Below are 22364 nucleotides of genomic sequence, written 5' to 3'. Positions count from 1 at the left end.
GCAGCCAGCGTGTCACAGCTGTTCGCGCCTGAAGGTCAGGCGTCCAGTGGCCCTGAAGGGCGGGCGTCAGAGGAAAAAGTCGCTTTCCACCGGGGTGTCGCCGAAGACGATGATGGCGAAATCTACGCCGCCGTCGCCGTCTATGTCGGCCTGGATGAGAGAGCGGCCGCCCTGATCGACCACGCGCAGCTGCCCGGCGGCGGTGAATCCCCCGGTTATAAAGGTGAAAGCCTGATTGCCGCCGGTAGTCGAATCCGCGTCGATGGTGGCGAGATTGATCGTGTCCAGGCCGCTTTCAAAGTCGCGGATGATGTCGCGATTGGCGCCTGTGGCGCCGGTATCGGTCTCGAAGCGGTAGAAGAAAGTGTCGGAGCCGGTCCCGCCAAACAGCAGGTCCCGTCCGGAGCCGCCAAAGATGGAGTCGTTGCCGGAGCCGCCCTGAATCTTGTCGATGCCGGATCCGCCGTAAATGATGTCGTTTCCGGTCATGCCTTTCAGGACATCATCGCCGGCGTCGCCGCTCATATAGTCGTTGCCGTCAACGCCCAGCAGGGTGTCGCCGGCCGTGCCGCCGAACATGTCGTCCGAGCCGGGGCCGCCATTGATCGTGTCGGCCATGTTGCCGCCGAAAAGGCTGTCATTTCCGAACCCGCCAATGATGTAATCCAGGCCGTTATCGCCGCTGAGACGGTCGTCGTTCCCGTTTCCGAAAAGCCGGTCGTCGCCGTCACCGCCGAACACATTGTCCGCGCCGCCTTCGCCGAACACCCGGTCCGCGTCATCGCCGCCATTGATGAGATCGTCGCCGCCGCCGCCCTTGATATTATCCTCGCCCGAAGCGCCGGAAATCATGTCGCTGCCGCCATTGCCGCGTAGAATGTCGCTGCCCGCCTGACCGTAGAGGGAATTGGCGTTGTCATCGCCAAAGAGCGAGTCGTCGAAATTGGACCCGCGGACGTTCTCGACGCCGTCGAATGTGTCGCCCTCGGCTTCGCCGCCAAGGCCCACGCCCGCCATCAGATTGACCGTGACGCCGGTTCCGGCGTTCGCGAAATTGGCCAGGTCGGTGCCCGCGCCGCCAAAATAGGCGTCCGCGCCGGCCAGGCCGATAAAGCGGTCGTCGCCGTCGCCGCCGAACATGGAATCGTCGCCGGCGCCGCCATTGAGATAATCCGACCCGGTATCGCCATACAGGGCGTCGATGTCGTTACCGCCAAAGACCGTGTCATCGCCATTGCCGCCGAAGACCGTGTCCTCGCCGTCGCCCGCGGCGATGCTGTCGGCCCCGGATCCGCCGGAAATGAAGTCATTGCCCGTGCCGCCGTTGACGGTGTCGTCGCCATCGCCGGCATAGATGAGGTCGGCGTTATTGCCGCCGAACAGGTCATCCACGCCGGTTCCGCCGAACAGGGTGTCCTGACCATTGCCGCCGAAGATCAGGTCATTGCCGCCAAGGCCGGAGAGGACGTCATCGCCGCTGTCGCCGTTGATCGTGTCGTCGCCCGACCCGCCTTCCAGATTATCGGGTCCATCGGTTCCGGGAATGAGCGCCATGACAGTCTCCACAGTTTATGCATTATAGTTTGCAACTATAATGCATAAATAAGTGAAGTAAATCGAATGTTGGTGTTGTTTTTGTGACTGTGCGTTCAGATGCGCAAACAGTCTGACGATATCATCTGGCCGCCAGGCTGTTGTGAGCGGCCAAATGATTATAGCGCAATTCTAGAACACAAAATCGGTGCTTATCGGCTCATCGCCGAAGACCGCAATCGAGAAGTCGGATGCGCCGTCGCCATCTACATCGGCCTGGATCAGTGACTTCCCGCCCTGGTCGACCACCCGCAACTCCCCGGCAGTGTTGGAGAAACCGCCTGTAATGAGGGTAAAGCTCTGGTCGCCCGCGGTTCCGGTGTCGGCGTCGATGCCGACCAGATTGATGAAGTCCGAACCGCTTTCGAAGCCGGCGATCAGATCGCGCGCGGCGTCCGTGGAATCGGATGTGGTTTTATAGACGAACTCGTCCGCGCCGCTGCCGCCGAACAACTTGTCTTCGCCGCCATCGCCCAGTATCCGGTCATCGCCGTCGCCGCCCTTCAGCTTGTCGTCGCCGGCGTGGCCGCGGACATAATCATTGCCCGCTTCGCCTTTTAGAACGTCTGAGCCTTCAGCGCCCAGGACAGCGTCCTCGCCGGCCCCGCCGAACACCGTGTCGTTTCCGGTATCGCCGTTCAGATAGTCGTCGTCCGCGCCGCCTTTCAGCACGTCGCTTCCCGCGCCGCCATAGACGATTTCCTCGCCCGGGCCGCCGATGACCCGGTCGCCGCCTTCATTGCCGTTCATGACGTCATCTCCCAAGCCGCCGAACAGCTTGTCGGCGCCGTCGCCGCCATTGAGCGTATCCAGCCCGTCGCCGCCGAACAGCAGGTCATCGCCGGCGTCGCCATAGAGGCCGTCGCCGTCCGCGCCGCCTTTCAGCGTGTCGGCGAAAGAGCCCCCATAAAGCATGTCCTCGCCGATATTGCCTTTCAGCGTGTCGCTGCTGGAATTGCCGTAGAGCGCGTCAGCGCCGTCACCGCCATTCAGGATGTCATTATTGAAACCGCCTTGCAGGTGGTCGTCGCCATTGCTGCCGTTCAGTACGTCTTCGCCGTCGCCGCCGAATAGCGTGTCGTCGCCGAATCCGCCAACCAGTACGTCGTCGCCGTTATCGCCATGCAGCATGTCGGCATTGCCATTGCCGAACAGGCGGTCATTGGCGGCGCCGCCGCGCATAAAGTCTGCGCCGCCCCCGCCGAACATGCGGTCGTCATCATTGCCGCCTACAAGATCATCGGCGCGCGCGCCGCCTTTCAGGTTATCCACGCCATCGCCGCCAACAAGATAATCAAGGCCCGCGCCGCCACGGATGGTGTCGTTGCCACCTTCGCCGTAGAGGGCATCGCTGCCGTCCAGTCCCAAGAGCTGATCGCTGCCTGTGCCGCCCTCCATGTAATCGTCGCCCGTGCCGCCGTTCAGGACATCCGAGCCGGCCTGGCCGTCCAGTATGTCATCGCCCGAGTTGCCAATCACTGTGTCATTGCCGCCGCCGGCATAGATGCTGTCCGCGCCGCCATTGCCGGTCAGCGTGTTGTCATGGTTCATCGTGGCAAGGATGAGATTATCGTTGTTATCGCCCGTGGCGTCGGCCGGGGTGTCCTCCAGATTTATGTTTTCTATCCCGGTCAACGTATCGCGCGTTTCACCATTGAAAGTCAGCAGGCCGTTGGCGAGGTCGACGTGATGATCGCTGGTGTAAGCGGCGCTGGAATCAAGAACGAGGGTGTCGGTCCCCGCGCCGCCGTCGATGGAATCGCTCTCATCAGAGAAGGTGCCCGCGACCTTTTCAATGCGGTCATCACCGGCGCCGCCGATGATCGTGTCGCTGCCGCGGTCAGTCAGGATGGTGTCCTCACCTTCGCCGCCTGCGATGTAGTCATTGCCCAGGCCGCCCTCGATTATGTCGCCGCCGCCATTGCCCAGCAGCTTGTTGTTGCCGCTGTCGCCGCGGATGGTCTCACCGCCCTGGCTGCCTTCGACATTTTCGAAATTCAGCAGGGTTTCGGTATTGCCGCCGCTGACATTGACGACGGCCTGACCCGCGGCGAGATCGATTTCGACAGTACTGCCGAAGAAGTCGCCACTGTAATCGATCCAGTCATTATTTCCTGCGCCGCCGTCATGCATGTCGAAATTGATCGCATCGGTGTCGATGACACGGTCATTGCCATTGCCGCCCTCGACCGTATCTGCGCCGTCGCCGGCATCGATCTTGTCATCGCCGCCCCAGCCCAGAATTTCGTTTGTGCCGCTATCACCGGTCAGCACGTCGCCATAGGAGGCCGAGCCTTGCAGGTTTTCGATGCCGGCTAGCGTGTCCGCTCCGTCGGCGCCGGAGGCAACGCCGGTCTCAAGATTGGCGACCACCATGCCCGTGGCGTTGAAATAGCTGACAATGTCGGTCCCGCCGCCGCCATAGACCAGATCGTCACCGTCATTCGGGCGGAGAATGTCATCGCCGTCGCCGCCGAAAAGCTCGTCGCCGCCATCGGATCCGAACAGGCCGTCATTGCCGTCATCGCCGAACAGCGTGTCCGAATTGATCAGGCCGTCGCCGTCGAACGTCATGGCGCCGTATAAGCTGTCATTATTGTCGTCGCCGTCGAGCGTATCGTCGCCGTCGCCACCGACAATATAGTCGCCGCCGCTATTGTCTGAGGTGGTGAGCGTGCCGCCTTCGATTTGGTCATCGCCATCGCCGCCGAAGAGGGAGTCATTTCCCCCTGCGCCCTCGATCAGGTCGCTGCCGGCCAGACCGTAAATCGTGTCTGGCCCGGCGCCGCCTTCCAGGCTGTCATCGCCGGACGTGCCTGTGAGAAGCTCGACCGGGGCAGGGGAGTCCTCATTCGCGCCGGCTGTCGCGGCGCCGGTGTTTTCGTCCTGATTTTGCCCGCCCAACCCGGGTTCTGTTTTGTTATAAAAATGAATATCGGCGATATTAATATTATCAATCAAAGGCATTAATCATGGCTCCCATTCATCCAATACATCTATCGAGGATGGCGGGACGCCTAACATGTGTTAAAAAACAAGTTCAACCACATGTATATTGAAATTATTTGTTGCTGGCGCGATTGCACATGGAAAATACAACCGTCCGGCGGGCCGCCGCCCACCGGACGGAAGAACGATCATGAGGTCGAGGAGTTGCTATAGCAGGAAATCCGCCTCGACCGGCTGGTCTCCGAAGATGAGGACGGCAAAGTCCGCGCCGCCGTCGCCATCGACGTCCCCCTGCAGGACAAAGCGGTCGCCATTGTCCATGACGCGGAGTTCGCCCGCCGTTCCGGAAAAGCCGCCGGTGATGAAGGTGAAGGCCTGATCCCCGCCGGTCAGGATATCGGCGTCGATTGATGTCAGGTCGAACAGGTCCACGCCGGATTCAAAGTCGCGGACGATGTCCCGGTCCGCGCCGGTCAGGCCGGTTTCCGAAATATCGCGCAGGATGAAGACATCCGCCCCGGACTGGCCGAACAGAACGTCGCGCCCTTCTCCGCCGGCGAGGCTGTCATCGCCAACGCCGCCGATCAGAAGGTCGTTGCCGGCCTGACCGTCGAGGAAATCGCCATTGCCATTCCCGTAGAGCTTGTCGTTCCCCTCGCCGCCATAAAGGGCGTCCGCGCCGCCTTCCCCGAAGAGACGGTCGCCGCCTTCGCCGCCGGTAAGCGTATCGGCCCCGGCACCGCCTTTCAGATTGTCCGCGCCGTCTTCGCCGTAAAGGATATCCTGACCGCCATCGCCGCGCAGAAGGTCCTCTCCCTCGCCGCCAAGGATAATGTCGTCGCCATCATTGCCGAACAGGCGGTTGGCGACCTCATTGCCGGTGAGCGTGTCATTGCCGTTGCCGCCGCGCGCATTTTCGATGGTGACGGCGTTGGCGATGGTGAAACCGCCATGCACGCCGAAGGCGTAAGACATCCAGCCGCCGCCGCCTTCCTCATATTCCAGCGTGGCGTCGCGCAGGTCGATATTGGCGTCGCGGTCGCCATTATAGACGATCTGGTCCTCGCCGCCCGCGTCCCAGATGCTCTCATAGAAGGTGCCGGCTTCGTTGACGTCCTTCAGGACATAGACATCGTCGCCGGTATTGGTGTCTTCATTGACGCCGTACTTGTCCTGAATGGCGGCGATGTCGAAGGCCATCAGGCCGCCGAGCCAGCCGAACGGATCACTGGTGTCGGCCTGGCCATAGGGTGAGGTCTGCCAGCCATCCTCATAGGACATCATGGTGTAGACACCCTGGTTCAGGTTGAAGTCGCCCAGCGTGTAGTCCGCCACCGCGCCTTCGGTCTCGACGCCGCTGAGCACCCCCGAACGGCCGCCGCTGTCATGCGGGTGGGCGAGGCCGTGGCCGTGGCCCAGCTCATGGATCAGCGTGACGAAGGTGAAGCCGCCCTGGGCGAGGCCTTCCTCGTTCCAGCGCTCGTCGCCGGAGTTGAATTCCGCCTGGCCTTCATTCTGTTCGTCCGGCGGGCTCATGCGGCCCAGAAGGCTGACGCCCGGGCCGGGCGTGCCGGAATAGGTGATCAGGGTGAAGTCGGCCTCGTTGCGGTTATCGACCTCGATATAGACGATGTCGGCCACGCTTTCGAACTGGTCGAAGGCAACCTCCAGGGCTTCCTGTTCCCATTCATCCCAGCCGGAGGCCACGATGTTTTCCGTCAGGCCGGGATTGGTCGGATCTTCGCTGACAAAGACATCGCCTTGCTTGGCGAGGTAATAGGTGACGACCGTCTTGCCCTCGATGCCATAGGGATTCCAGGCATAGCCGGTAAAGGGTTCGCCATTGTCCCGCGGGCCCTGGTCGCCGTCCGGATTGCGGGAGGATCCGTCGATCTGCGTGCCCCAGTCGATGGCGTGCAGGGGCTGATCCGGCGAATAATAGGGCTGGTAGCTGAACTCGTCCCCGGTTTCCACGAACAGCTCGTAATCGCCGACGAAATCGCCCGTCTCGCCGTTTTCCATCAGCTCGTCATAGGCGCGGGCATTGATGTAGAATGTGCCGGTATAGTCCGCGGTGAAAGAGAGCAGGGCGTCCAGCCCGGAGGGCGTGTTCGGCCCGCCGCCATCGGCGATGACGATCAGGTTTCCGCTCTCGTCATAGATTTCCAGATAGGCGTCGGGGAGGGGAACCAGGTTCTCCCCGCCGATGTGAGCGAACATCCCGATCTCGTAAATCTCCCCCTCGGTCAGTTCCACGGAGAAGAAGTCCTGATCGCCGATCGTGTCTATGGCGGAAAAGACGTGCGGGCCGTCGACCGTAATGGACACCGTGGTGGAGATGTCGTCGGCGATGGTGTCGGTGGTGATCAGAAGGGGCTGAACCGCATCGGTTTTCATGTCGCCCACGCCATCGGCGGGAAAGGCGGTCTTGAAGGTCTGGCCGCTTGAGACTGTTCCGCCTCCAGCGGTGATCACGGCGTAGTCGAATTGAAGAAGTCCGTTCTGCGGTTGCGTCAGCATTATGCGCCTCGCTTTCAGATAATACCCCATCGCTTCCGGAAACGACCTGTTTCCGGACTTGCGAATACTGTTTTTGTGCTAGCCGTCTCCCCGGCTTAAGGTCTGGCAACGCGCCTTTGCGGGGTTGGTTCCGCAAATTCTTAATAAATTTTAATATGTTTACTTAGGTAAAGACTCCGGCCGCGCGGCCGGAGTCTTTGATGCGGTCAAATGGGCAAGGCCCTAAAGCACGAAGTCGCTTTCCACCGGCGCTTCGCCGAAGACCAGGATGGCGAAATCGGCGTTGCCGTCTCCGTCAACTTCGCCCTGGACCAGCCAGCGGCCGCCCTGATCGATGACGCGGATCTGGCCCGCGGCGGTGAAGCCGCCGGTGATGAAGGTAAAGGCCTGATCGCCGCCGGTGATGGCGTCCGCGTCGATGGCGGAGAGGTCGATTGTATCCACACCGCTTTCGAAGTCGCGGATGATGTCGCGGTCGGCGCCGGCTGTTCCAGAATCGGCAACCGCGTCGAAAAGGAAATTATCGCTGCCGGTTCCGCCGAACAGAAGGTCGCGGCCCGCGCCGCCTTTCAGCGCATCGCTGCCGGCGCCGCCTTTCAGCTTGTCGACGCCTTCACCCCCGCTCAGGAGGTCATTGCCGGAGAAGCCTTTCAGAATGTCGGAGCCGGAAACGCCATAGAGGCGATCATTCCCGTCAACGCCGAGAAGCGTGTCATCGCCGGTGCCGCCATTGAGCAGGTCCGATCCGGGTCCGCCATTCAGAACATCGGCTTGCGCGCCGCCGGCCAGGGTGTCGTCTCCATAGCCGCCCGCGAGCAGGTCCTGACCGTCAAGACCGTAGAGCGTATCATCGTTGCCGTTGCCGAAGAGACGGTCATTACCGGACCCGCCGAAAATGAGATCTCCGCCGCCTTCACCGAATATACGGTCGGCGCCTGACTCTCCGTTCAGGTAATCAACGCCGCCGCCGCCCTTGATATTGTCGGCTCCGCTGCCGCCGGCGACATAGTCAGAACCGCCATAGCTGCGCAGCACGTCATCGCCCGCGCCGCCATAAAGAGAATTATGAGCGTCCGTTCCGAAGAGAGAATCGGCAAAGTCCGATCCTCGCGCGCTCTCCATATCGGCGTAGGTGTCGCCCTCGGCGTCGCCGCCGATGCCGTCGCCGGAATTCAGGTTCACCGTGACGCCGCTGGCGGAATCTTCGTAATTCGCAATGTCTTCATCGCCGCCCCCGACGAGATGGTCCGCCCCTTCGCCGCCTATCAGGGAGTCGAACCCGGCGCCGCCATAAAGGACATCCTGCCCGCCGCCGCCGAACAGGTTATCGTCTTCGCCGCCGCCAAAGAGGGTGTCATTTTCGCCCTGGCCGAGCAGGAAATCATTTCCGGCGCCGCCAAAGATCGTATCCGACCCGGTTTCGCCACGGATATCATCCAGGCCTGCATTGCCGTGCAGAAGATCGCTGCCGTCCCGGCCATAGAGCGTATCATTGCCATCGCCGCCATACAGGGTGTTGCTGGAATTGTCGCCATCGAGGAGGTCATCGAAGGCGGAGCCTGTCACATTCTCGATTCCGGTCAGCATGTCGCCTTCCGCATTGCCGCCCGACCCGGTACCGGAGACGAGGGCGACCGTAACGCCGGCGTTTGAGGCAGAATAATTGGCGTTATCCTGGCCTGCGCCGCCAAACAGATCATCAGATCCGGCGCCGCCATGGAAGCTGTCGTCGCCGTTGCCGCCAAACAGCGCGTCTTGTCCGCTCAGTCCATGCAAGGCGTCCTCGCCGTCCAGGCCATAGATCGAGTCCGCGCCGGATCCGCCATAAAGCTGGTCCGCGCCGGACGTGCCCGTAACGACGTTTGACGGCGCAACAATCTGTATATCCAGCGACCCGGGGGATGTTTCCTCCAGATCAAATTCGCCGTTGCTGATCGTCAGCGTGAGATTGCCCGAACCGTCGCCGTTCTGATCGAGGATGAGCCGGGTCTCGCCGCCGGACTTTTCGTAGCGGATTTCGTTCTCGGTTCCCGTGAAGGCGGCGGTCCCGATGAAGACCGGGCTATAGTACGGGTCAAAGACAATATGGTCTTCGGCGCTGAAATCGGTGATTTCATCGTCGCGCATTTCATCCGGGTCGAACATGAAGAACGTGTCGGCGCCGGCCCCTCCGGTGAGCAGGTCAGGGGAGTCGAAACCGCGGATCCAGTCATCGCCCGCTCCGCCGATGACTGTGTCGCTGCCATCGCCCGAGAATATCTCAAGATCCATGGTTGAGGCAGACGCATCGATAAAGTCGCTATAGCGCGATGCATCGATTTCCAGCACTTCGATATTGGTGAAACTGGTCTGCGAGCCGCCGTACAGGTCATAGGTGATCGTGTCGTCGGTCACTGTAACGTCGCCGCTGGACCCGTAATCGAAAATCAGCGTGTCGGTTCCCGCGCCGCCGTCGATCGTGTCCATGCCGCGGTCGTTATAGATCCGGTCGTCGCCCGCGCCGGCATTGATCGAATCATCGCCGTCGCCACCATAGATCAGGTCGTCGCCGCCGGCCGTAATGATGGTGTCGTTGCCATCATCGCCATCGATTTCGAAATCAATATTACCGGCCGCGCTCGCATCGTAAGTGTCATCTTCGTCGGAGGATTCTTCGAAGATAATCTTTTCGATGCCGGAAAGCGCGTCCGTGTAGGACGTGTTGTTGTTCTGGACGATCGCGGTGGTCGATATGTCGATATCTATCGCGAGGCTGTCGTCTGTCGGCATCCAGTAAAGGATGTCGTAGCCGGTTCCCCCGTCCAGGGTATTGGCGCTTTCATCATCATACAGGACATCGTCGCCGGCGCCGCCATAGAGAAGGTCTTCCTCGAAAAGGTCATCCGAAAAACCGGTGTCCAGGTCGTCATCCCCGTCGCCGCCATAGAGGATGTCCTCGCCCCCTTCACCGTCCAGATTATCGTTACCTACGCCGCCATAGATGATGTCGTCGCCGGTCCAGCCATCGATGTTGTCATTGCCGCCATTGCCATACAGCGTATCGTTGCCGCCATTGCCATCGATATAGTCGTCGTCTTCGGTGCCCTCGATGGTTTCGCCGCTGCTTCCGCCGTAGAAATTGGCCATGAAAAACTCCCCGTGCCTGAATCAATATTCAGGGGCGGACTAACAAACGCATGTGCGCGTGACCACCATTCCGGGAAAATATTTTTTTAACCCGCCGGGGATGCAAGCCTCGGTCCAGAGACCGCACTTTTTAAGATAGCGCGGACTTGAACCGAAGCTCGCTGTTTTGAACGCGACTGGCGCCTATAATATGAAATCGCTTTCTACTGGCGCGGCGCCGAAGACAAGGATGGCGAAATCGGCGTTGCCGTCTCCATCCACCTCGCCCTGGACCAGCCAGCGGCCGCCCTGATCGATCACCCGCACCTGTCCCGCGGCGGTAAAGCCGCCCGTGATGAAGTCGAAGGCCTGATCACCGCCGCTTAACGTGTCAGCGTCGATGGCGGAGAGATCGATTGAGTCGAGGCCGCTTTCGAAGTCGCGGATGATGTCGCGGTCTGCGCCGCTGGTTCCTGAGTCGGCGATATCGAGCAAGGCAAAAGCATCGGCTCCGGTTCCGCCGAAAAGCATGTCCCGGTCTTCGCCGCCTATCAGGATGTCGCTTCCATTGCCCCCCTGAAGCTTGTCATTGCCGGTTTGCCCATAGATTGTATCGGTGCCGGAATGGCCTCTCAGGACATCGCTGCCCGTCCCGCCATAAAGAAGATCAGAACCATTGGCCCCCAGAAGCGTATCGTCGTCAGATCCGCCGAATACAGTATCGTTCCCCGGGCCGCCGTTCAGCGTATCCCCGCCAGCATCTCCGTAAACCCGGTCGTCGCCAAAACCGCCTGACAGCAAATCATCATTCGCGCCGCCGAACAGCACGTCGTTATTGCCATTTCCGAACAGCTTGTCCGCCCCGGCGCCACCATAAAGCGCGTCGCCGCCGCCCTCGCCGAACAGGCGGTCTTCGCCGGCCCCGCCATAGAGATTATCCGTTGCGCCGCCGCCCTTCAGATTGTCGCCGCCGTTGCCGCCATACAGATTGTCTTGCCCCGCATTACCACGAAGCGCGTCATCACCGTCATCGCCGTCGAGGACATTATTCTCTGCATCGCCGTATAGCGCATCGTTCTGCGTCGAGCCGATCAGGTTCTCGATCTCTGTTAGCGTGTCGCCTTCAGCGTCGCCGCCGATTCCGGTTCCGGCCGCTAGATTGACCGTCACGCCCGCCGAGAGGACGGAGTAATCCGCTGTGTCGACGCCATTGCCGCCGTCCAGCACATCCGCGCCGGAGCCGCCGCTAAGAGTGTCGTTGCCAGCGCCGCCCGAGACCATATCGGCGCCGCCACCGCTAATAATCAGGTCATCGCCGCCATTGCCGTTGAGCGTGTTATCGTAATCACCGGTTGCAAGAATGAAGTTGTCATTGCCATCGCCGATGACGCCGGCGGCGTTGCCCTCAAGAACGACGTCTTCGATGCTGATGAGCGTCGCCCGGGCGTCACCATTATAGGTCAACAATCCGGCCGCGAGATCGACAACGTGGCCGCTTGTAAAGTCCACAAAAAGATCCAGGACGAGTGAGTCGCTGCCTGCGCCACCGTCGATATAGTCGTTTTCAGTCTCGTATGTCTCGGAGACTATCTCGATCCGGTCGCTGCTATCGCCGCCAAAAATCTGGTCATTGCCGCGGCCGGTCTGAAGCGTGTCGCCCCCATCGCCGCCAAACAGCAGGTCGTCGCCACTTTCACCCGAGATCAGATCATCGCCCGCCAGGCCGTAAATTGTGTCGGTGCCTGCGCCGCCCGTAAGCGTGTCGTCGCCCGACGTGCCAACAATCAGACCGGCGGGCGCGATTTGCGCAATGTCGAGAGAGCCGGGGGTTGTTTCTTTAAAATCAAATTCGCCGTTTAGAAGTTTCATTGTGTAGTTGGCCGCTCCATCGTCGTTGGTGTCCGTTTGAATCAGTGTTTGCCCGCCAGATTTTTCGTAGCAGATTTCGTTTTCCGCGCCGCTGAAAACGGGTGTGATGACGTCTAAGCCCTGAAAAACCAGATGATCCTGGGCGCTGAAATCGGTGATTTCATCATCATCGATCTCGCTGGTTCGCTTGAATATAAACCGGTCAGACCGGGCGCCGCCCGTCATGGTGTCGGAATGCGCGGCCCCTATGACGACGTCGTCGCCTGACCCGCCGGTGATTGTGTCATCGCCGACTCCGCCACGAATGGTCAGCCCCCCCGTGTAAGCCGAGGCGTAGGATCCGCCGTAATATCTCGCCATGCCCGTATTTCCCGATTCCTTGAAGTTTCCTGCTGAACTAACAGGCGTACTCTTGAATGGCCACCGGGGGGCGGCGGCGAGAAATCAGCGCCTGTATTATTCAGGGAAAGGCCTGTTTTACGGCTTGACATTAATGAGCGCTGCGCTGGTCAATCCAGCGGTCATTGGAAGACGCTTGTTTACTTATTCAAATCAAGGGCGAAGCCCGATTTTTGACGCAAAGAAAAATCTGACGGTCGGCAGGCGAATAACAGACCGGTTCATTATTCGTGGAGAAAAGGCATTATTATTCCGTGACGCGTTGTCGCGCCTAAAGCCGCCAATGAGGCTTCAGTTCGGACGCCGCGCCTCTTAGTCCCCCCGCGAGTTCGTCACCTCGTAGCTGGCGCTGTTGCCGACGGCGGTGGCGCTGGAGGAGAGGAGGGCGCCGGAATAGGCGGAGGCTGTGGAGCGGGAGACGACCTTGCCGTCATTGACCTGGCGGCTGGAGCCGTTGATCGCCGCGCCTTCGCAGTCCGAGCAGGCATAGGCGGAGGCGGCGTTGCCGAACGCGGTGGTGGTGACAAGGCCGGTGGAGCCCGTCCCGCCGTCGAACGATCCCACCGCGCGCACGCGGCCCGAATTGGTCTGGTCGATATCGGCGCCGATGCTGGAGCCGATATTGGAGACGGTGGTGGAGTTGCCCACGCCCGACGCGCTGACCGAGGCGACATCGTTGAAGCCGATCAGGGAAACCTCTGAGCGGGCGTTCACGTCCGCCTGGTTGTCCTGACGCGCGTTCAGGCCGGCATAGCGATAGTCGTTTTCGACCGCGATATTGTTGCCGGCGGCCTGGCTGGCGGCGATGGTCTCATTGGCGACATCGGCGTCGATGAAGGCCTTGCCGCGCACCGCGCCGGTATTGGTCTGTTCGGCGTCCAGCAGCACGCGGGTCGTGTCCTCGCCCGCGGAGATGGAGTTGCCGACCGCCAGGCCCGTCGCGGAACTGACCCAGGGGGCCGCGCCGTCGCCGACGATCCGGCCGACGGCCACGCTTTCCGCGCCGCTGGACTGGATGATCGTGCCTTCGCCCGTCGTTCCGTAGCCGGGCAGCAGACCGGCGTTATTGGCCGCGCTCTGCGCCGCGGCGATGGCGCTGTCCGCGCCGCCGCGCACCGTGGTGGTGGCGCGGGAGGTCACTTCGGAGCCCTGCGTCACGTCCTGGCGGAGCAGGACGCCGGCGTCGGCCGTATCGGTGGTGACCGTCGCCGTGTTCGCCATGGCGGCGGAGGTGGAGAGCGCGATGCCCGCGCCGTTCACGTCCGTCTGCGCGTCGGCGCTGGCGCGACCGCCGAATTGCTGGTCGCTGGTGACGCCGACATCGACGTCGCGCGAATGCACCGAGAGCGTGTTGCCGAGCGCGTTAGCGTTGGAGGTGGCGGCGTCGGCGATTTCCGCCTCGGTCCGCGATTCCACGACAATGTCCGCGTTCAGGTCGACCTGCTCATTAATGATCTCGCTGTCGGGTTCGACAACTTCGAGCGACTGCGCGTTACTCGTACCGGCCGCGCAGATAAGTACGAACGCCTGCATCGCGGCTGTCGTGCCAGCGAGACGGATCTTCGCGGGTATAGGCATTGTTGCTCTCCAGAGTATCGGTGTAAGCGACGGTGTAGTTGCCGGACGCGCCATAGGTGGACAGCGGGTCGTCATAGGAACAGACCTGCGGACCGGCGACGCCGTAGAGATTGGCGGACATTTCAAGCACGGCGCGTTCGATGACCGAGCGCACGGCCAGCTGGATCGGCTCCAGCGCCTTGCCGCCCGCGCCGATGTCGAACACGTTATTGTTGAAGAAGGCGAACACGCCGGCCGAAATTTCGCGGCCGATGATCTGCTTCTGGTAGGAGATGACATCCACCACTTCCAGCGACTGGGTGTCCACCAGGCGCAGGTCCAGCCCGACATTCATCACGAAGACGCGGCGGGTGAAGCTGCCCTTCGGGTCGGTGGCGTCCACGTCGCCGCCAAAGGCGTCGATGCCGGACGAATGGATATTGTAGTTCAGCTCCGTGATGCCGCCGACCAGATAGAAGTCGGAGCCCGGCACCTGGCCGGCATGGATCTTCCGGAAGCCTTCGGCCCCGTCGGAGATCAGCTTGTTATTGGCGTATTTCAGCTCCAGCTCCGACACGGACGTGTCGTAGCGTTCGACCAGGCGCGCGCCGGACTTGGCGAAGGCGGAGATGGCCATCAGGGACGCGCCCTGTGTCACCTTGGCGCCGCCTTCCAGCTCCACCTTGCCGGTATAGTCGACGATGCGGCCGACCGCGACGCGGGGCGAGGCGATGCCGCTGGACCGCGCATACTGGCCGAGGCAGACAAGGCCCGCCGTGTAGGGCGTCGGATTGGTGGTGACCGGCGCGTTGCCGATCGGGGTCTTGTAAAGGCCGTTCGGTCCCGCCGTCTGGGCGCAGGCGGCCAGCGCCGCGGAGGCGGCGAGGGCGCCCACGCGCTTGGCGCGGCGGACCAGGGAGGATTTCAGAGACTTAGTCATTGAGGTTGATCTCCCCGTTCAGGACTTCGCCGCTGGCGTTTGCCACGACATCCCCGTTATTGATCTGCGTCGAATCGATGATCACGGTGTTCCAGTTGCCTTGCGTCACCACGTTCAGCTGGTTGCCGATGGCGGTGGCGGACCCCACGCCGACAGAGCGCGCCCGGCCGCCCAGTTCACGGGGCAGATTGGTCGCTTCTTCCGCGGTCAGGATGCGTCCGTCCACGATGACCCGGTTGCCGCTGGCGTCGCGGGTGCCGGGCGAGTCCACGCGGTTCTCTTCGCCGACATAGCCGCCATAGGGCGCGTTCCACTCGCCAGCGGTGTCGCTGAAGGTCTGCGCCTGAGCCGGCGCGGCGATCAGCGCCGCGGCGGAGGCGAGGTAGGTGAGGGATCGGTTGGTCATCTTTGCGTTTCCATTTGCGCAAGCTTTCGGTGAAGGCGAGTGCAACGCCCGTGCCACGCGAATCCGCATCCCTTCGGCCGCCCGGAAGGTTCGCTTTTATGGGGAATCTCAGGGAATGGAGGTCGCGCCAGCGGGGATTTGCCCCATATTGGCTCTATGACTGAACCGATGTCCCGAATTGACCCGCCCGCCCGTCAGCCTGTCTTCAATCGCTTTCCCGCCGTGCTGGTCTGGCTCGCCGCGGCCATTGCCGCGGTGACCGCGGGGCAGCTGTTCGGGCCGCCGCAAGCCGAAGACTGGCTGTTGCGCGCGGGCGCGATTGTCACCGGCGCCCAGCCGCCGCGCCCGCTGGGAGAGGCGGCCCCCTATATTCTCCATGTCTTCCTGCATGGCGGCGTGCTCCACCTCCTGATGAACCTGGCGGCGCTGGCCGCCTTTGGTCCGCCCGTGGCCGAATCGTTCGGGCGAGGCCTGCGGGGGACAACCGGTTTTCTCGTATTCTTCTTTATATGCGCGGCTGGCGGCGCGGCGGGGCAGGTGATCGCGGCCGGCGGCGAGCCGGGAATCGCGGTCGGCGCGTCCAGCGCGCTGTCAGGCGTTCTGGCGGCGGCCGGTTATGCGCGGGGCGGCTGGGGCGGCGCGGCGCGTATGGCCGCGCCATGGCTGCTTATTAATATTGTGCTGGCTGTCAGCGCCGCGGCATTCCCGATTCCCGTCGCCTGGGCGGCCCATATTGGCGGTTTGATTGCCGGGCTGTTGCTTTTCCCGCCTCTGCTCATGATTTTCGGTGCCCGCTCAAGGGCGGGCCGGGACGTCTCCAGCCCGGGACTGGACTGACGCTGACGCCCCACGAAACCGGCCGCGCGCATAATCGGGCGGCGCGGCGCAACATTCGGAAATATATAGGGGCATCACGTCCGGGCGTTTTTACTTTTGAATATTCCTGCGCACTTGCGGCGCGCTTCTGAAGCTGCAATAAGGTGGGCCGGAGCGTCGTGCGAGGGGGGACGTTCCGCTTGTGATAAACTTTTAACGACACCAGTCGAAATCATATTGCGCGAACCCCTCTCAACCCTTAGGGTGTGGCGCACATTAGGTTTCGTAAGTGATGCGGGAGCAGACAAACAATGGCACTTATTCCTGGCACAACCGGCATTGACCGGATTCAAGGCACCTCCAACCCGGACGTCATCTATGGCGGCTCCGGCCCGGACGAGATTTTTGGCAATGGCGGCTCTGACCTGATCTACGGTCAGTCCGGCGCTGACAACATCTATGGCGGCGACGGCAACGACTCCATCTATGGCGGCGCTGCTGGCGACCTGCTGTGGGGCGAAGCCGGCTCCGATTTCATCGCCGGCATGGCTGGCCGTGACTACATCAATGGCGGCGCGGGTTCCGACACGCTGTATGGCGGCGCGGGCGCCGACATCATCTTTGGCGGCGGCGGCGCTGACTTCATCTATGGCGGCGCGGCCTCTGACCGCCTGCTGGGTGACGGCGGCAACGACATCTTCGCCTTTGTTGGCGGCGACGGCGCGGACATCGTGTTCGGCGGCGACGGCGTGGACACGGCGAACTTCTCGCTGTCCGCGACGGGCGGCTACGTCTTCGTGATCAACGCTAATGGCTCCGCGACGGCGACCCCGACGGTCGGCGGCCGTATCGCGTTCTTCGACGTTGAAGTCTTCGTTGGCTCCACGGCCAGCGACTTCTTCTTCGGCAACACCGGCGATGACATCTTCTACGGTGTTTCCGGCTCCGACGTCATCTATGGCGGCCTGGGCAACGATCTGCTGGTCGGCGCCACCGGCAACGACTCGATCAACGGCAATGGCGGCAATGACCTGCTTTACGGTCTGTCCGGCTCTGACCTGATCTATGGCGGCGGCGGTAACGACACCGTCTTTGGCGGCACCGGCGGCGACATCGTTTACGGCAATGGCGGCAACGACGTTCTGTATGGCGGCTCCGGCAATGATGCGCTGATCGGCAACACCGGCAACGACACCATCTACGGTGGTTCTGGCGCTGACAGCATCTTCGGTGACAACCTGGCGCCGGGCGTTGCGGGTAACGACACCCTGTTCGGCGGCTCCGGCGGTGACTTCATCTCCGGCGGCGCTGGCTCCGACGTCATCTATGGCGGTCTGGGCGCTGACCTGCTGACCGGCGGCGATGACGCCGACACCTTCGTCTACACCTCCGCGGCCGAATCCAATGGCCCGGTTCTGGTGTCCGCTGACCTGATCAGCGCGTTCGACCAGGACGAAGACACGGTCGACATCTCCGCGATCGACGCTGACGACAACACGACTGGCGATCAGGCCTTCACCGTCGTGACGGCCTTCACCGGCACGGCCGGCGAGCTGGTCATCTCTGTCACCGGCGCGTCCACTTGGACGATCTTTGGCGACACGAATGGCGACGGCATTGCCGACCTGACGATCGGCGGCTCGGGTGAGATCATCACCGCCAACGAAATCGTCCTGTAATACAGCGACGATCTCACGATCTTGGGACGGGCCCCTCCGGTTGGAGGGGCCCGTTTCTTTTTCGGCTTCAGTTTTCTGATTTTTTCTGTCGATTTTTTTCCGCGGCTGGTCCAAGCCGTGACACGCGCCAGCGCCGTTCCCGGCGGAGGCGTTCGATTCAACCCGTTCAATGCCACGGCGTTCAGTGATGCTGGTTAGCCACCGGAAGAAATTCATTTTCCTGAAGACCGGCAAGACCGCCGGTACAAGCGTCGAGCTTTATTTCGAACCCTGGTGTGTCCCGGAAGGCGTGGAAGCGGACAAGGCGCTCCGCCCGGCTCTGGAGACGGAGGCCGGCATTGTCGGCCCCCGGCGCATGAAACCCGATCCCGGGGAAAAGTATTTCAGTCACGCCCCCGCCCAGCGGGTCAAGGGCTGGGTCGGCGATGATATCTGGGACGCTTATCTGAAGTTCTCGATCGTTCGAAACCCTTTCGACAAGGTTGTTTCCTGGTTTCACTTCCATATGCCGCCGGAAGAAAAGGAACGTCTTTCAAAACTGGATTTCGCGGAAACCAGACGGGTATTCCGCGACTGGCTGATCATTGCGCCGCAGGTGCCGCGCGACCGTCATTTCTGCACGATAGGCGGGACGTTCTGCCTTGATCACGTCATGCGCTATGAGCGGCTGGGCGAGGACCTGGAGGCGATGTGCGGGCGGCTGGATATTCCGTTCGATCCCAATCGCCTGCCGCATCGCAAAAAGGGCTATCGTGACGGCTTTCCCGCATGGAAGGCCTATTACGAGGACGAGACCATCGCGGTGATCAGGAATATCTATGCGTGGGAGCTGGAAACCTTCGGTTACGGGTTCGACCAGGCTGATTGACGCCGCGCGGGGCGCTCACTAACACACTGGCATACAGCGCGGGCCGGGGGCGTCCGCCGGGGGGATGTTGGAACAGCATGCTGGTTAGCCACCGAAAGCAATTCATTTTCATAAAAAGCGCGAAAACCGCGGGAACCAGCGTCGAGGAGTATTTCGAGCGCTGGTGCCTGCCTGAAGGCGCGTATCAGCCCTCACAGGGCCGCCCCGCCGAAATCACGGCGCAGGGCGTAATCGGGGCGCGGCACAAGCGGTATCACGCCACCTCCGGCGGCTTTACCAGCCACCTGTCGGCGGAAGGCATCCGCGAGAAGGTGGGTCCGGAAATCTGGAACCGGTATTTCAAGTTCACCTGTATCCGCAATCCCTATGACAAGGTGGTTTCCTGGTTCCACATGCGCATGCCCAAGGACGACCGCGACCGGCTTGGGGAACGGGACTTCGCGGAAACGCGCGAGATGTTCAGGAACTGGCTGATTATTTTCCCCTCCACGCCCAATGATGAAATGTACACATCAATCCGCGGCGAGATCATTATTGACGGAGTGATCCGTTATGAGCGCCTGCTGGAGGACATAGAGGCGGTCTGCAAGCGGGTGGACACGCCGTTCGAGCCGGCCTTGATGCCGCAGCGCAAGGTGGGCAAGCGCGACGGTTTTCCCGGCTATCGAGAATACTACACCCCGGAAACCAAGCAGATCATTCGTGATCGCTTTGCTTGGGAGTTTGAGCATTTCCATTATGATCCCGACGATGTCTGAGGCGAATTGATGCTGGTCAGTCACGAAAAGAAATTCGTCTATATCAATACGTCCCGGGTGACCGGCTGGGAGGCCGAGATCTATTTCGAGCCTTATTGTGTCCGCCCGGGCGCGTTCGAGCCGGCAATCGAGCGTGAATCCGAGCGCACCAAGCACGGCATTGTCAGCAGCCGCACACTGGAAGCGCGCAAGCGGCCGGATCCGGACGACACGATCGGCCCGATCAGCCGGCCGGACCGGCTGTACAAGCTGGTGGGTCCCGCGCGCTGGCCGAAATATCTGAAATTCAGCGTCGTGCGAAATCCGTTCGACCTGACGGTCGCCTGGTTCCACGCATGGATGCCGGACTATGAACGCGAGCGCCTGCAGGGGCTGGATTTCAGCGCCACGCGGAAGGTGTTCCGTGACTGGCTGGTCGTTTCACCGCATTTGCCGGAAATGCGGCGGGTTCTGACCTTGAATGGCGACATGTTCCTGGACGAAATCATCCGCTTCGAGGCCTTGGAAGAGGGCGTGGAGCGCGTCTGCGCGAAGCTGGACCTGCCTTTCGAGCCGGAGCGGCTGAAAGGCCCGTATCGTCAGAAAGAGGCGTTCGCCCCCTGGGCGGATTATTATGAGGACGAGACCCGGGACGTCGTGCGCGATGAGCTGGGGTGGATGTTCCGCGCCTTCGACTACGATTCGGATTCGTAATCGGGTCCGATAACCTCACGATAGATCGGGGCCAGGTGCTGCTCATAGCGCCGCCATGACCCGATGCTCTTGGTCGAGATAGGCTGACGCACCTGTGCGAAGCTGGCCGTGGAGACAATCCGGTCGCTTTTGTGGAAGTCGCGGACCGAGTCCTCATACTCCAGATTGCAATGGCTGAGGATTTTCGGGATCCATTCGTCCGGATTGCGCGCCAGATCCTCGTAATTGACGCGCAGAATCTGGCTCTGCGGGGCGATTTCGGCGAAGTGGTCGCGCAGATTCGCGATCCAGTTCAGGCGATCCTGAATGTTCGCGAAGTCGTAGGAGAAGGTCTGGGACACCGCGAACAGCACCTTGTAGATCGCCCACAGGGCGTCGGCGCGGTTGCGCGTCATCCAGATGATGCGCGCATTGGGCATGGCGGACAGGATGAATCCCATCTGCCAGGGGGTGGTGGTGGTCGAATCGACGAATTTGCCGGTCGGCCCGAACCGCTCCGCGCCCAGCGTGGCATAGGTTGCGCCGATCTTTTTCCACGCATCGGGCCCCAGCATCCGCTTCAGCGCCGCGTCGGTATTGCCCGGCGATTCGCTGGCCGCGTTCTGCGCGGGATAGCTGGCGACGGTCATGAAGGGCAGCTCCGCCCCGCCGACCACGCCGCTATGGGCGTTGAGAATGGTCTCCACCAGCGTCGTCCCGGCGCGCGGCGCGCCAACCACGAAGATCGGCCGGTCGGTGTCGTGGCCCTCCGCATTGGCGATCATTTCCGGCGGGCAGGCGTTCTTGAGCCCCTGCAGGACGGACGCCATGCGCGTGCGGTTATACTGGTGATGCTCATGCATCAGGTGCGAGCCTTCGCTGATGAGGCTGAAGGCCGAATCGTAATCGCCCAGATGCTCCATGGCGTAGCCAAGGCCGTATTTCACGGGCGCGCGCAAAGGGGCCTTTTCCTCGGTGAGCTGCGCCTCCGCCCGGCGCATATGGTCGATATCCGGGTCGCCCTCCGTGGCCTTTTTCATCCGCATCATGACGGCCCAGGCCACGGACTGGCGTGGATCCATAAGGGCGGCTTCGCGATACCGCTCGATCGCCAGCTCGTCATTCTGCAGGCGGGCATTGATGTAGGCGGAGGCATAGACAACCCGGACATTGCCGGGATCATCCTCGTACAGAGCCTCGATTTCGGCGCGCGCCGGCTCGAACTGTCCTGATTCATGAAGGAAGCGGGCCAGGCTGAGGCGCGATGCGGTGTCCCTGCGGCCGGTTTCGACCATGCGTTTCTGCGCTTCCGCGGCCGTCCACATATCCTGCAGGCTGGCGGCGAGCTGCGCCGCGGCGCCCCAGCGTTGGCCCAGCGGCGGGTTTTCCTGCGCCAGCTGGCGCAGGAGCATGACCGCCAGGCCATTGCGTTTCTGTTTGGCCGCATCCCGCGCCCGGATCAGCAATTCGCTTGAGTCAGCCATGTCCCACCCCGTTTTCAGACCGCGCGGACAATAGTTAGTCCGCCTGTCAGAGTCACCGATTTGCGCAGCGCAAATTGAATCTTGGCGCAATGCGCTGCACTCTCTGCATAACAACAGGGAGGCACAGCCATGACAGCGGCATCGATTCTCAAGGACAAGGGCGGAGAGGTTTTCACCATTTCCCAGGAAGCCAGCCTGGCGGAGGCGGCGCAGCTTCTGGACGAGAAGAGGATTGGCGCGGTGATTATCGTCGGCGAAAGCGGCGGCCCGGTCGGCGTATTTTCCGAACGCGACCTGGCGCGGCAGATCGCGCGCGCCGGCGCGGAGGCCCTGAATGTGCGGGTTGGGGAGTGCATGACGCGGGATGTCGTCTTCTGCGGCCCTGGGGATTCCGTGGACGGCATGATGGGAATGATGACCGACCGCCGGATTCGTCATCTGCCCGTAGTCGAGAACGGAAAACTGATCGGCGTGATCTCGATTGGCGATGTTGTGAAGCGGAAAATCGCCGAAGCCGAGGCCGAAGCCCGCGCGATGAAGGACTATATCGCGACCGGCTGATCGCGATTCTTCGCTAGAAAACCGTGTCGACCCGGCGTTCGCCGTCGACAATTAGGCCTTTGAGCACGGGCGGACGCCCCGCCTGCTGTGAAAGAATCACCTGAAAGCCGTTTTCACGCAGCTCCGTTTCCAGCGCCAGGGCGGTTTCGGCGTCCGCGTAATAGCGCCGGGGCAGATCGAAACGGGCG

The 22364-nt window shown here is 61.8% G+C and carries 17 protein-coding genes (1 of these 17 running past the window's edge); 7 read left to right on the top strand and 10 right to left on the bottom strand.

Annotated features, from left to right (window positions below; all coding sequences use genetic code 11):
- Positions 1-66: 66 nt before the first annotated feature.
- The 5 genes from L338_RS05115 to L338_RS16385 all read right to left on the bottom strand — a co-directional run bounded on the left by L338_RS05115 (position 67) and on the right by L338_RS16385 (position 12396).
- On the bottom strand, positions 67-1554 hold the full coding sequence (locus L338_RS05115; RefSeq protein ID WP_022697294.1) for a calcium-binding protein: 1488 nt from the start codon (positions 1552-1554) through the stop codon (positions 67-69).
- A 171-nt stretch (positions 1555-1725) separates the two neighbouring features.
- Positions 1726-4497 carry a calcium-binding protein gene (locus L338_RS16395; protein WP_161624598.1) on the bottom strand — a complete coding sequence of 924 codons (2772 nt, stop codon included), beginning with the start codon at positions 4495-4497 and terminating at the stop codon, positions 1726-1728.
- 252 nt (positions 4498-4749) lie between these two features.
- Positions 4750-7062 carry a M10 family metallopeptidase C-terminal domain-containing protein gene (locus L338_RS16390; RefSeq protein ID WP_022697292.1) on the bottom strand — a complete coding sequence of 771 codons (2313 nt, stop codon included), beginning with the start codon at positions 7060-7062 and terminating at the stop codon, positions 4750-4752.
- A 222-nt stretch (positions 7063-7284) separates the two neighbouring features.
- Positions 7285-10188 carry a calcium-binding protein gene (locus L338_RS05100; RefSeq protein WP_022697291.1) on the bottom strand — a complete coding sequence of 968 codons (2904 nt, stop codon included), beginning with the start codon at positions 10186-10188 and terminating at the stop codon, positions 7285-7287.
- A gap of 183 nt (positions 10189-10371) precedes the next feature.
- The gene (locus L338_RS16385; RefSeq protein WP_022697290.1) at positions 10372-12396 is read right to left on the bottom strand and encodes a calcium-binding protein; all 2025 of its coding nucleotides are present in this window, start codon (positions 12394-12396) and stop codon (positions 10372-10374) included.
- Between L338_RS16385 and L338_RS17305 the strand changes: the two genes are divergently transcribed.
- The gene (locus tag L338_RS17305) at positions 12395-12751 is read left to right on the top strand and encodes a hypothetical protein (RefSeq protein WP_152485822.1); all 357 of its coding nucleotides are present in this window, start codon (positions 12395-12397) and stop codon (positions 12749-12751) included. The genes L338_RS16385 and L338_RS17305 overlap by 2 nt on opposite strands.
- Here the strand turns inward: L338_RS17305 and hfaD are convergent.
- From hfaD to hfaA, 3 genes are read right to left on the bottom strand one after another with little or no spacing between them, the layout of a single operon-like run.
- Positions 12748-14013, bottom strand: a complete 1266-nt coding sequence (hfaD, locus tag L338_RS05090; RefSeq protein WP_152485821.1) for a holdfast anchor protein HfaD — start codon at positions 14011-14013, stop codon at positions 12748-12750. The two genes, L338_RS17305 and hfaD, sit on opposite strands and share 4 nt — an antisense overlap.
- Complete coding sequence (gene hfaB / locus L338_RS05085; protein WP_022697288.1) at positions 13928-14932, bottom strand: holdfast anchoring protein HfaB; 1005 nt, start codon at positions 14930-14932, stop codon at positions 13928-13930. The genes hfaD and hfaB overlap by 86 nt, the downstream gene beginning before the upstream one ends.
- The gene (gene hfaA / locus L338_RS05080; protein WP_022697287.1) at positions 14925-15338 is read right to left on the bottom strand and encodes a holdfast anchoring protein HfaA; all 414 of its coding nucleotides are present in this window, start codon (positions 15336-15338) and stop codon (positions 14925-14927) included. Before hfaA ends, hfaB begins: the two co-directional genes overlap by 8 nt.
- A 168-nt stretch (positions 15339-15506) precedes the next feature.
- On the opposite strand from hfaA, the gene L338_RS05075 reads away from it, so the two are divergent.
- The 5 genes from L338_RS05075 to L338_RS05055 all read left to right on the top strand — a co-directional run bounded on the left by L338_RS05075 (position 15507) and on the right by L338_RS05055 (position 20152).
- Positions 15507-16175 (top strand): rhomboid family intramembrane serine protease, encoded by a 669-nt coding sequence (locus tag L338_RS05075; RefSeq protein WP_022697286.1) that lies wholly within the window; start codon positions 15507-15509, stop codon positions 16173-16175.
- A gap of 290 nt (positions 16176-16465) precedes the next feature.
- Positions 16466-17833 (top strand): calcium-binding protein, encoded by a 1368-nt coding sequence (locus L338_RS05070; protein ID WP_022697285.1) that lies wholly within the window; start codon positions 16466-16468, stop codon positions 17831-17833.
- 187 nt (positions 17834-18020) lie between these two features.
- Entirely contained in the window at positions 18021-18701 is a 681-nt protein-coding gene (locus L338_RS05065; protein ID WP_022697284.1) for a sulfotransferase family 2 domain-containing protein, read from the top strand.
- 77 nt (positions 18702-18778) lie between these two features.
- Positions 18779-19459 (top strand): sulfotransferase family 2 domain-containing protein, encoded by a 681-nt coding sequence (locus L338_RS05060; protein ID WP_022697283.1) that lies wholly within the window; start codon positions 18779-18781, stop codon positions 19457-19459.
- A gap of 9 nt (positions 19460-19468) precedes the next feature.
- Entirely contained in the window at positions 19469-20152 is a 684-nt protein-coding gene (locus tag L338_RS05055; RefSeq protein WP_022697282.1) for a hypothetical protein, read from the top strand.
- Here L338_RS05055 and L338_RS05050 read toward each other — a convergent pair.
- Positions 20134-21615: a tetratricopeptide repeat-containing sulfotransferase family protein gene (locus tag L338_RS05050; protein ID WP_022697281.1), complete on the bottom strand. Its 1482-nt coding sequence runs from the start codon at positions 21613-21615 to the stop codon at positions 20134-20136. The genes L338_RS05055 and L338_RS05050 overlap by 19 nt on opposite strands.
- Before the next feature lie 129 nt (positions 21616-21744).
- Here L338_RS05050 and L338_RS05045 point away from each other — a divergent pair, with 129 nt between their 5' ends.
- Positions 21745-22176, top strand: a complete 432-nt coding sequence (locus L338_RS05045; protein ID WP_022697280.1) for a CBS domain-containing protein — start codon at positions 21745-21747, stop codon at positions 22174-22176.
- Positions 22177-22189: 13 nt separating this feature from the next.
- Here the strand turns inward: L338_RS05045 and L338_RS16380 are convergent, their stop codons facing one another.
- Positions 22190-22364 carry the 3' portion of a GDYXXLXY domain-containing protein gene (locus tag L338_RS16380; RefSeq protein WP_022697279.1) on the bottom strand. The gene runs 401 nt beyond the window's last position, so the window shows 175 of its 576 coding nt (coding positions 402-576); its start codon lies beyond the right edge, outside the window; the stop codon is at positions 22190-22192.

The organism is Euryhalocaulis caribicus, assembly GCF_000412185.1.
GTDB lineage: Bacteria > Pseudomonadota > Alphaproteobacteria > Caulobacterales > Maricaulaceae > Euryhalocaulis > Euryhalocaulis caribicus.
This window is presented reverse-complemented; position numbering and strand designations above follow the sequence as displayed.

Excerpts from the sequence above, each read along its gene's own strand:
- L338_RS05115 (WP_022697294.1), bottom strand. The coding sequence starts at position 1,554 with ATGGCGCTCATTCCCGGAACCGATGGACCCGATAATCTGGAAGGCGGG.
- L338_RS16390 (WP_022697292.1), bottom strand. The coding sequence starts at position 7,062 with ATGCTGACGCAACCGCAGAACGGACTTCTTCAATTCGACTACGCCGTG.
- L338_RS05100 (WP_022697291.1), bottom strand. The coding sequence starts at position 10,188 with ATGGCCAATTTCTACGGCGGAAGCAGCGGCGAAACCATCGAGGGCACC.
- L338_RS17305 (WP_152485822.1), top strand. The coding sequence starts at position 12,395 with ATGCCCGTATTTCCCGATTCCTTGAAGTTTCCTGCTGAACTAACAGGC.
- L338_RS16385 (WP_022697290.1), bottom strand. The coding sequence starts at position 12,396 with ATGGCGAGATATTACGGCGGATCCTACGCCTCGGCTTACACGGGGGGG.
- hfaD (WP_152485821.1), bottom strand. The coding sequence starts at position 14,013 with ATGCCTATACCCGCGAAGATCCGTCTCGCTGGCACGACAGCCGCGATG.
- hfaB (WP_022697288.1), bottom strand. The coding sequence starts at position 14,932 with ATGACTAAGTCTCTGAAATCCTCCCTGGTCCGCCGCGCCAAGCGCGTG.
- hfaA (WP_022697287.1), bottom strand. The coding sequence starts at position 15,338 with ATGACCAACCGATCCCTCACCTACCTCGCCTCCGCCGCGGCGCTGATC.
- L338_RS05075 (WP_022697286.1), top strand. The coding sequence starts at position 15,507 with ATGTCCCGAATTGACCCGCCCGCCCGTCAGCCTGTCTTCAATCGCTTT.
- L338_RS05070 (WP_022697285.1), top strand. The coding sequence starts at position 16,466 with ATGGCACTTATTCCTGGCACAACCGGCATTGACCGGATTCAAGGCACC.
- L338_RS05065 (WP_022697284.1), top strand. The coding sequence starts at position 18,021 with ATGCTGGTTAGCCACCGGAAGAAATTCATTTTCCTGAAGACCGGCAAG.
- L338_RS05060 (WP_022697283.1), top strand. The coding sequence starts at position 18,779 with ATGCTGGTTAGCCACCGAAAGCAATTCATTTTCATAAAAAGCGCGAAA.
- L338_RS05055 (WP_022697282.1), top strand. The coding sequence starts at position 19,469 with ATGCTGGTCAGTCACGAAAAGAAATTCGTCTATATCAATACGTCCCGG.
- L338_RS05050 (WP_022697281.1), bottom strand. The coding sequence starts at position 21,615 with ATGGCTGACTCAAGCGAATTGCTGATCCGGGCGCGGGATGCGGCCAAA.
- L338_RS05045 (WP_022697280.1), top strand. The coding sequence starts at position 21,745 with ATGACAGCGGCATCGATTCTCAAGGACAAGGGCGGAGAGGTTTTCACC.